Here is a 9,690-nt window from a genome sequence, read left to right on the forward strand (position 1 = left end):
CGGGCCCCCCGGGGGCCCAAACCGCGCCGGCCGCCCCCGGCCCGCGCCCGGGCCCCGACCTGCTCGCTGCGGGCCGACCGTCAGCCGGCCGGTTCCGCGCTGCGGGAGCGGCGGGGCGCGGGGGCCTCCACCTGGGCGACGACCTGGGCATGGAAGCGGTCCACCGCCTGGTCGACGCTGCGGATGAAGCCGGTCTCGGCGCTTCCCCGGCCGTTGCCCATGCCCTTGAACAGGGAGAGCCGGAAGCCGGTGATCTGCGCCCCGTCCTTCGGCACGATGTCGGCGGGCTCCGGGCGCAGGCGCTCCAGCGTGCCGCGCGGGCCGGTGCCCTGGCCCTCGACGAGCGTTTCGATGTGCAGATCGGCGGGGGCCTCGGCGAGCCGCCGGATCAGCCGCTTCACCCGGCTGAGGGGGTAACCCGGTTCGGCCGCGGGCACCTCGATCGACGTACGGAGCTTGGCGGTACGCAGATCCGCCGTGATGGCCAGGACGCCCGGCGTCCCCTCGATCCGGATCTCGGCGTTCAGCCGCCCCTGCTCGCAGAGGTGGTCGGCGAGCTCCGTGCGGCGGGCGCGCGGGTCGGAGCCGCGCCGGGTGCGCTGGACGGGCAGGACCTTCTGGCCCAGCTCGCCGCCGAGCCGCAGGCAGACCTGGCGGACCAGGCGCTCCCAGTTCTCGATGACCTCCAGGGCCCGGGCGTCGCCCTGGCACAGGGTCTCGTCGTCGATCCCCCGGCGCACCGGGACCCAGGCCGCTCCCATGTTCTGGAAGCCATGGCAGCCGGAGTTCTCGTGCTGGAGGTAGTGGAGGAGCTCCTGCAGCAGCCAGGCGTGGGCCGCGTTGCCCACCCCCTCATGGCGGATCAGCATCTGCGCCTGGTGGACGACCTCGGCCCAGGACAGGTGCCACAGGGCCACCTTGTGCTTGCGCCGGCCGTCGATCCGCACGTCCACGAGCGGGCTGCCTTCGAGCGCCACGTCGTTGGAGAGCGTGATCACGGCCTCGTAGCCCCGGCGGGCGGCGATGTCCATGTACGCCTGCACCTGGTCGGGCTTGAGCGCGTTGCCGTTGGTCTTGGTCTCGACGAGCGCGGTCCACAGCTTGCCCGCCCGCTCGACCCGGACCACCCCGTCCGGGCGCCGGGGCGACTCCCCGTGCGGCAGGGTCACCTCGGTGAACGTCTCCATCCGGCCGGCCGGTGCGCCGAATCCGGCGGTGAGGCGGCGGCCGAACTCCGGTACCTGGGCCATCACGGACAGGACGACGGAGGTGGCCCGCGTCTCGCGCTCGCGGTCACTCTTGAGCGCCGACACGGGGAACAGCCGGGCCGCCCGCCACGATTCGTTGTCGGCGAGGCTCTTCCTGGTCGTACGGGGGAGGGTGACCTTCTTCTTCGCCGTACGGGGGCGGCGTGCGGGCTTGACCGGGGCGGGCTGCTCCGGGGCCGGGGGCGCGGGCGCTTCGTCCACATGGGCGCCGGTGGGCTGGGCGGGGACCAGCGAGCCGGGGGCCTCTGCGACCGGCCCCTCCGGCTGCGGCTGCGGCTGCCCCTGCTCGGGCTGCACGGGCCGCTCGGGCCCGCCGGTCTCCGCGGACCGCTCGGCCTCGCCTGTCTCGCCTGTCTCGCCTGTCTCGCCTGGAGCCTCATCCTCCGTGTCGTCGATGTCCACGCCGTAGTCGGTCGCCAGCCCGGCGAGCCCAGACTCGTACCCCTGCCCGACGGCCCGGAACTTCCACTCCCCCGAACGCCGGTACAGCTCACCGAAGATCACCGCGCTGACCTCGTCGGCCTCCTCGACGGCGAACCGGACCAGGCCGTCGCCCGCGCCGTCCGCGAGGGTGAGGCGGAGGTCGTCCAGCTCGCCGAAGCGGGAGCCGCCGTAACGGCTGGCAGCGACGACCACCTTGTCGATCTCCTGCGGCACGGCGTCCAGATCGAAGCTGATCCGGTCCTCGCTGCCGTCGGCCGTGGGCGTCTTGCCGAGGAGCTGTACGCTCCCGTTGCCCGCCACGGGGTTGTTGTAGAAGCAGAAGTCGTCGTCGCTGCGGACCTTGCCGTCGCCGTCGAGCAGGAGGACGGAGACATCCGCGTCGCCCTCCCCCGTAGCGCTGCTCCAGCCCAGGCCCACCATCACCGAGCCGACGTTCTCGCTCAGCGCCGTGAGACCGACGTTGGCGCCCTTGACCATCTCGTGCACGAGGCCCCCCAGATGCACAGCCGCTCGGAACGCACCCGGCAGCCCGCCGCGTGATATGTGTGGTGCGTCACACATGCGTCGTACTCAGCGAAGAGTAGCCTCCGATTCACGGGCGCGTGAAGAACTTGTGAAATCCGGAAGCGCCGCCACCGCCACGCGAGGTCACCCATGCCGAGCGGCTCCCGTCGGCCAGACCACGTCCACTGGCAGACCGGCTTGCCGGGCCTGTTCGACGGTGTCAGCGGTGCCGCCGCCCTTGCCCGATGGCGGCGTGCCGTCCCAGACCACGACGAGGCCCCCCATGGCGGTGACCTCTTCCGCGAAGAGACTGTCGGCCCCGGCGGCGATGCAGGACACCCCGGTCAGGTCGTCGCCGTACTCAGCCAGCAGCTCGCGCAGCGGAGCCCGTACCAGGGGGACGGTCTCGTCGGTCAGGTCCATGTGCCCGGTCACGGCAAGTGCCGTCTTGCGCCCGTTCCTCAGCTCCGCAGCAGGTCGCGGATTACTCTCGCGCGGCCTGCACCGCCAGGGCCGTTTCGGCGGCGGCCGCATGGATGTCTCCGGCGAGGAACTGGCATTCCGCGAGACCGATGCGGTCAAGCGCGTGAGAGCGCCCGGCTTCCGCGCCGCGGGACGCCAGCGCGGTCCGGATGTGGTCTGCGGCCTGGACGGCGTACCGAGGCGGGCCGGTGCGGGCGAGGTCGAGAAACCGTCCCCCAGCGACCCCTGCGAGTTCCGCTTCGTCGAAGGCGAGGACCAACCACCCATCGCTGCCGCCAAGCGTGTGCGCTGCTGTGGTCGTCTCCTCGATCAGACCGGCAACGTCACTGGTCACCCGCTTGATCTCTCCTGCGCGAACGGCCGCGCACAGGGCCTCGGACTCTTCCCGCAGAGTTCGTGCGATTCACACTCCGGCGCGGTCCTGAGGCAGGGCGTGCATACCTGGCTCCTGTTCTGCTTCGACACCAGAACGGCACCCGCGCCATCGGTTTCACGGACCACGAACGAACCCCGCTCCACACGGAGCGGGGTTCGTCGCGGACAGCCGGTCAGTAGCAGTTGCGGATCTTCCACACCGGGGACCAGTTGTAGCTCGTGCTGGACGCCCCGACCGGCACGTTCCTCAGGACATTGCCGGACTCGCCGTAGAACGTCGCCGTCGCACGGCTGCCGGTCTGCCTGTTCGCGTAGCCTCCGGTGCCTCCCCAGTACGAGAGCGCGTAGGTGGCGCACTTGTAGAGCTTGAACACCTTGTACTTCTGCACCGTCGGGTCCCATACGCGGGCGCAGAAGTTTCCGGTGGGGCAGGTGTAGCCGGGCCCCGAGGTGTGGAAGTAGTCCGCGGCCGGAGACACCCGCGGCGACTGTGCCGCCGCGCTCGGGCCGTCGGCGGCCGGTGCGGCGCTGGCCGCGGGAACCATGCCCGCGGCGAGCAGAGCGGCAGCCGCGATGGCCGTGGACAGAATGGAACGTGTACGCATGCGCATCCCCTTTTGTGTATGCGTGCCGTGCTTCCGGCAGCAGCATGCGGCGGCCCAGGCGCCGGACGAGTGTGGTTTTGGCTCCAGCCAAAGCGACCGGTGGACGCGCGGTTCGCCTGTGGTTCGTTGCGGCGTGCTCACAGCTTGCTCAGGGCTTGCTCGCGGCCGGAAGGGGGGTCAGAAGCCGTCAAGGAGCCTTCGCCCCAGGGGAGTCACGGTGTGCAGAGCACGCTTCCCATCGCGCCGGGACGCGATGAGTCCGCCGTCCCGCAGCACGGCCAGCTGCTGGCTGGCGCTCGGCAGGGAGACCCCCGTCGCGTCGGCGAGCTCGGAGGTGGTGGGGCAGGTGAGCACGGCGGCCTCGTACAGGAGTGCCGCTCGGGTGGGCCCCAGCATCCGGGCCAGCGAACCCGTGGAATCGGCGGGCTTCGAGGGGGTCTTGTCGACCGGGTAGATGAGTACGGGGCGCAGTTGGCCGTCGGCCAGCGTGATGGGGCGTCGCCAGCAGAAGTACGACGGAACCAGGAGCAGGCCACGGCCCTGGAGGTGCAGATCGCGCTCGACCGGATAGTCGACCGTCAGCACGGGTGGCTCCCATACCGCCATCGGCCGCAGGCTGTTCAGCAGCGTCCGCGTACCCCCTTCCATGAGGGCACGGGTGCGCAGGGCCAGGTCGGCCAACGTGGCCGCGCCGATGCGGTCCCAGAGCGGCGCGATGAACTGCTGGTGGTAGGTGCGGAGGTTCCCGCCCAGGGCGGTCAGCGCGGTGACGTCACCACGTGCCAGCTCAGCACCCGCCCACGGCCGTCCGCTGCTCGCCGTCAACAGGGTCAGCTCATGGCGCAGACGGCGGCGCGGCGTCACGAGCACCCTGTCGATGCCCTCTTGAAGATCATGGAGGCCGTGCTCGACGGGCGGGGTGAGGAAGTCCGGGAAGTAGGCGGCACGCGGCACCAGACTGCGCAGCGCCGCCGCCACCCCTTGGGCCGCCCTGTCCCGGCGGACCAGCCCGCTGACCGTCCGCCGCCACGGGTCGAAGGCGATGGCCCCCTCACGCGTCTGGAGGCGGCACAGACTGCACACGATCTCCCACAGCGGGTCCGGCCCACGGGCCACCCGCACGTTCTCCAGGTCACTGCTGGTGAAATGAATACGCAGCACGGCTTCCCCCCGTTGGCCATGAATACTCAAGGAAGAGCCTGGCCAAGCGGGACATCCCGGACAAGGCCAATCTCGGCCAGCCCACAAGCGGAGCTGACCGGTTGGGGGCATCGGGGGGGCATCCCCGCTCGGGCGGGGAAGACGCTTCCTGACCTGCGATATCAGAGGGGCTTTGCCAGTCCTTGGCTCTCCACCTCAAGGGCCGTCACGACGGCTCCCGCACCATCACCTTCGTAGGCAGCACCGCCGTGGGCCGCTCCTCCCCCGCGCGCCGCTCCTCCTCCGTGAAGTCGACGGGGCCACCCCTTCGCTTGTTCAGGGGTCACCCACGCCGAGCGGCTCCTGCCGGCCAGACCACGTCCACGGGCAGACCAGCTTGCCGGGCCTGTTCGACAGTGTCAGCGGTGCCGCCGCCCTTGCCCGACGGAGGCGTACCGTCCCAGACCGCGACGAGGCGGTCGGCGCGGCGCAGCAGCTCAGTGTTTGCCGCCTCGTAGGCAGCCCGGTTCGCTGTCGTGTGCGGCAGAGTCGCCACGGTCTCGGCGGCCTCGACCAGGTGGTCGAAGACGGCGGCGTGGTCGGGCTTCACCTTCGCGGCCCGGTAGTCCTGGGAAGGGATCACCGCGACAAGGCGACCGCCGGTGGCGGTGACCTCTTCCGCGAAGAGACTGTCGGCTCCGGCCGCGATGCAGGACACCCCGGTCAGGTCGTCGCTGTACTCGGCGAGCAGCTCGCGCAGCGCGGCCCGTACCAGGGGCACGGTCTCGTCGGTCAGGTCCATGTGCCCGGTCACGGCAAGTGTCGTCATACGTCCGTTCCTCAGCTCGACAGCAGGTCGCGGATACTATCGCGCGCCTCGCGCACCGGACGCGACGCACCGTGCCCGACGGTGTAGGGGTACAGCTGCCCCAGCTGCGCGCGGACACGGCCCGACTGCGTGCCCCGGGCGGCCTGCACCGCCAGGGCCGTTTCAGCGGCGGCGGCATGGATGTCTCCGGCGAGGAACTGGCATTCCGCGAGGCCGATGCGGTCGAGCGCGTGGGAGCGCCCGGCTTCCGCGCCACGGGAGGCCAGCGCGGTCCGGATGTGGTCTGCGGCTTGGACGGCATGCCGACGCGGGTCGGTGCGGGCGAGGTCGAGAAACCGTCCCCCAGTGACCCCTGCGAGTTCCGCTTCGTCGAAATAGGCGATCCAGTACGGCTCGTCGCCATCTGTACCGGCGTCGGCGAGGTCCTCGGCCGCCTTGGCGGTGGCCCGGTGGAATCCGGCGATGCGCCCTTGCGCGGCGTAGGCCCAGGCCTCGCGGGTGTGGAGCATGGCACGGACCCGGGGGCCGATCACGTCGCGGGCACCTTCCTGGGCAAGGTGAATCAGCTGGAGCGCGTCGTGGGGCCGGTCACGGTAGAGCATCTGTCGTGCCATTCCAGCCAGCACGTTGGCTCCGAACACCACGTCGCCTCCAGCGTGGGCGGCACGGAGGGCGAGACGGTAGTAGTCCTGCGCACGCCCATGCAGTCCGGAGTCCCACGCCATGGTGGCCGCGGTACCGGCCAGCTGTGCCATGACGCGGTACAGGCGGTCCGCAACGGCCGGGGCCTGATGATCGTCGAGGGCACCGGAGACTTCCGCGAGCTGGCCGAGCACTGCCTTCCTTCGGAGGCCACCACCGTACTGATAGTCCCACTGGCGAAAGGCCCGCGCGGTGGTCTCCAGTTCCTCGACTTCTCCCATGCCGAGCCGACCCGGGCGGCGTTGCCCCGGGACGGTGGCGGTCGGCACCAGCCAGCCTTCGAGGCTGTCGAGGAGTGCAGCGCCGGTTACCGCAGTACCGGCGAGGGCACGGGTGAGAGCTCTTCGGTCCATCACGAGATCACTCCTGGTGAGGTGAATAGCCAGGTCCACGGTGGCGTCGGGCCGCCACGGGATCTCGCCTGCATCTGGCCGGTCACCTGGAGCATCTGGCTGGTCATGCGCTGATGGGTTGTGTTCGCCCTCCCAGGGGCGTGGTACGAGCCCGAGCAGGCTGCCCGGGATGCGGAGACCGTCGGCGATTCGGCAGACGACGTCGAATGAAGTGACGCGCTGGGTCCCGCTGATGATCGTGGACACCTTGCCGGGGGTGAGCCGACAGGCGGACGCGATGCGGTTCTGGGAGAGGCCGCCCCACTTCTTGATCAAAGTGAAGACGGCTGCGAAGTCGTGCTCGATGAGCGCTGCCCGGACGTCCGCTCTGTCGAGCACGTCCGGGGCGAGCAGGCCGGGGGTGGTGGCATCCATGGGCTGACTTCCCTTGCGATCCTATGCACGCGCAGGCGCCTTACTGGAGTGCCAACGACTCTATGACCACCTCGGTAACCCCTGCCGGTCATACCGCAGTTGCGTGCGCAGGACGACGCTGTGATGGCGACGGACACCGCAAGCGAAGCGGAGAGAGCTTTGGCAATGACGATCAAGGTGTACGAGGTGAACCGCGACGGGATCACACGCGTCCTTCGCGAGAAGGCCGAGGTGAAACCGCTTGACCGGCCTGAGTACTCCCACCAGTTCCCCGACTGCTGTTGCCCGAGGTGCCCGGAGTCGGCGCGGTGAGGGCGGCAGCCGAGTGCACCGAGCCGGATGCCGCGTACCGGACACTCCTCGGGCACACCACGGCCTGCGCCGCCTGCCGGGCAGCTGGAGGCCCCTGCCCGACCGCCGTACGGCTGACCGGGCATGGCGGCAGAACCGCCGATGAGCACCGATGAGCAGATGAAGCCCGATCCGAACCCGGTACTGGAGAACCTCATCTGGCTCCAGGAAACCCGTGAAGACCGGCTCGCCAAAGCCCGGGGCGAGCAGGGCCGACAGGGAAGTGGGCCGCCGAAGATGTCGCCGAACCCGGGGTCGGCGCCGCCTCATCCGCGTTCGACACCGTCTCCGCCGGGCACTCCACCGGTGTGAGGCAGTGCCCCAGCTGCGTGCGGCCGGGGCACTACTCGACGAACGGGAAAGCGGACCGCCCCTGCCTGCGCGGGGAAGACGAGGGCCTGGGCGACGAATACGCCAACGAGGTCGGAACACCCCCGCCTGCGCGAGGAGGACGCGGAGTGCTGGGCCGCGGAGTCGGCCTGCCCCGGAACACCCCCGCCCGCGCGGGGAAGGAAACCGCGGCGTCATCCCGATCACCATCCTCCAGACCGGAGCACCCCCGCCCGCGCAAGGAAGACGCCGTTACCGACCGCCACCAGGCCGCCCGTTCCGGAACACCCCCACCTGCGCGGGGAGCAAGCGCTATGCGCTTCGCGTCGTCAAACACCCGCGGAACACCCCTGCCCATGCAGGGAACACCTTGTTGGCGAGCAGCCGCAGCCGCTGCCGGACGGAGCACCCCACCTGCGCGGGGAAGAGGCGGTAGTCCCAGTCGCGGACCCCGCCGATCTAGGAACACCCCCGCCCGGGCGAGGAAGACTCTTCCTGACCTGCGACGTCAGAGGCGGTTTGCCCTTCCTGGGCTCTCAGTCCCGTTACCCATAGGCGCATGCTCTCAGACCTGAAGTCTCGGCAAAGAAGCCGATTGCCGAGCAGGCAGCCCGGCCCCGCCCCGCCCCCGTCACGACGAGTCCCGCACCACCAGCTCCGTCGGCAGCACCACCGTAGGCCGCTCCTCCCCCGCGCGCCCCGCGATCTCCTCCAGGAGGAGCTGGGTCATGCGGCGGCCCATCTCCTCGATGGGCTGGCGCACGCTGGTGAGGGGCGGGTGCATGTGGCGGGCGACCACCGAGTCGTCGAAGCCGATCAGGGCCACGTCCTCGGGGATGCGGCGGTCCGCCTCGCGGAGGACCTGGCGGGCGCCCGCCGCCATCACGTCGGAGGCCGCGAAGACCGCGTCCAGGTCGGGGCGGCGGGCCAGGAGTTCGCGCATGGCCTGCGCGCCGCCCTCCTCCGTGAAGTCGGCGGGGGCGATGAGGCGTTCGTCCGGGGGCAGGCCCGCGGCGGCGAGGGCGGTGCGGTAGCCGTCCAGGCGGCGCTGGGCCCCGTAGACCTCCAGGCGGCCGGTGATCGTGGCGATGCGGCGGCGGCCCCGGGAGATGAGGTGGTCGACGGCCGCCCGCGCGCCCCCGAAGTTGTCCGAGTCGACCGAGGCCAGCGGTTCGGCCGCGTGCCGGGCGCCGCTGATCACGCACGGCATGCCGAGCTGTTCCAGCAGCTCCGGCAGCGGGTCGTCCGCGTGGACCGCGACCAGGAGGACCCCGTCGACCCGGTGCGCGGTCAGGTACTGGGCCAGTCTGCGGCGCTCGCGGTCGTTGCCCGCGAGGGTGAGGAGGAGTTGCATGTCGGTGTCCGCCAGGGCCGCGCCCACGCCTCGCACTATCGCGGAGAAGTACGGCTCCGCGAAGAAACGGGTCTCCGGCTCGGGCACCACGAGGGCGATGGCGTCGGTGCGGTTGCCCGCGAGGGCGCGGGCGGCGCGGTTGGGGACGTACCCCAGTTCGGCGACGGCCGCCTCGACCGCCTCGCGGGTCGCCTCGCTGACCCGGGGCGAGCCGTTGATGACCCGGGAGGCGGTGCCACGGCCGACCCCGGCGCGGGCCGCGACCTCTTCGAGCGTGGGCCGCCCGCCGTTCCGTACTCGCGCTGCCGCCATGGCTGCCTCCCCGTTCCCGGTCAATTTCTCACAGCCGTACAGTCAATCCAAGTCCTGGATCGATCACCCCGACGAGCGTACGGGCAGTGTATTGGGAGCGCTCCCAGACGTACGCGCGGAAGCGGGGGGGGGGCCCCGCGAGGGAGGGCCGCCCCGGCCCCCCCGACCACCCCCCCGCACCCCCCCCCCCGCCCCCCCCCCGCCCCAAAACCACCCCACCACAGGC

At 71.2% G+C, this 9,690-nt stretch carries 9 protein-coding genes; 1 reads left to right on the forward strand and 8 read right to left on the reverse strand.

Translation table 11 applies throughout. From position 1 onward, the window contains the following. Positions 1–80 precede the first annotated feature (80 nt). The 7 genes from ACFW9Z_RS34015 to ACFW9Z_RS34045 all read right to left on the reverse strand — a co-directional run bounded on the left by ACFW9Z_RS34015 (position 81) and on the right by ACFW9Z_RS34045 (position 7,117). Positions 81–2,189, reverse strand: coding sequence for a TerD family protein (locus ACFW9Z_RS34015; RefSeq protein ID WP_384647112.1), 2,109 nt, complete (start codon positions 2,187–2,189; stop codon positions 81–83). A 171-nt stretch (positions 2,190–2,360) separates the two neighbouring features. Then, positions 2,361–2,639 carry a hypothetical protein gene (locus ACFW9Z_RS34020; protein ID WP_384647114.1) on the reverse strand — a complete coding sequence of 93 codons (279 nt, stop codon included), beginning with the start codon at positions 2,637–2,639 and terminating at the stop codon, positions 2,361–2,363. A 61-nt stretch (positions 2,640–2,700) separates the two neighbouring features. Beyond that, entirely contained in the window at positions 2,701–3,033 is a 333-nt protein-coding gene (locus tag ACFW9Z_RS34025; protein WP_384647090.1) for a hypothetical protein, read from the reverse strand. 214 nt (positions 3,034–3,247) lie between these two features. Beyond that, on the reverse strand, positions 3,248–3,679 hold the full coding sequence (locus tag ACFW9Z_RS34030) for a hypothetical protein (RefSeq protein ID WP_384647092.1): 432 nt from the start codon (positions 3,677–3,679) through the stop codon (positions 3,248–3,250). 177 nt (positions 3,680–3,856) lie between these two features. After that, positions 3,857–4,840 carry a DUF5937 family protein gene (locus ACFW9Z_RS34035; protein ID WP_384647095.1) on the reverse strand — a complete coding sequence of 328 codons (984 nt, stop codon included), beginning with the start codon at positions 4,838–4,840 and terminating at the stop codon, positions 3,857–3,859. A 322-nt stretch (positions 4,841–5,162) separates the two neighbouring features. Next, the gene (locus ACFW9Z_RS34040) at positions 5,163–5,648 is read right to left on the reverse strand and encodes a hypothetical protein (RefSeq protein ID WP_384647098.1); all 486 of its coding nucleotides are present in this window, start codon (positions 5,646–5,648) and stop codon (positions 5,163–5,165) included. 11 nt (positions 5,649–5,659) lie between these two features. Next, positions 5,660–7,117, reverse strand: coding sequence for a helix-turn-helix domain-containing protein (locus ACFW9Z_RS34045; RefSeq protein ID WP_384647100.1), 1,458 nt, complete (start codon positions 7,115–7,117; stop codon positions 5,660–5,662). Between the two features lie 453 nt (positions 7,118–7,570). Here ACFW9Z_RS34045 and ACFW9Z_RS34050 point away from each other — a divergent pair, with 453 nt between their 5' ends. Then, positions 7,571–7,780, forward strand: coding sequence for a hypothetical protein (locus tag ACFW9Z_RS34050; RefSeq protein ID WP_384647102.1), 210 nt, complete (start codon positions 7,571–7,573; stop codon positions 7,778–7,780). Between the two features lie 649 nt (positions 7,781–8,429). On the opposite strand, the gene ACFW9Z_RS34055 is transcribed toward ACFW9Z_RS34050, so the two are convergent. After that, positions 8,430–9,464 carry a LacI family DNA-binding transcriptional regulator gene (locus tag ACFW9Z_RS34055; RefSeq protein WP_384647104.1) on the reverse strand — a complete coding sequence of 345 codons (1,035 nt, stop codon included), beginning with the start codon at positions 9,462–9,464 and terminating at the stop codon, positions 8,430–8,432. Positions 9,465–9,690 lie beyond the last annotated feature (226 nt).

Origin of the sequence: Streptomyces sp. NPDC059452 (genome assembly GCF_042750035.1) — a bacterium.
GTDB lineage: Bacteria > Actinomycetota > Actinomycetes > Streptomycetales > Streptomycetaceae > Streptomyces.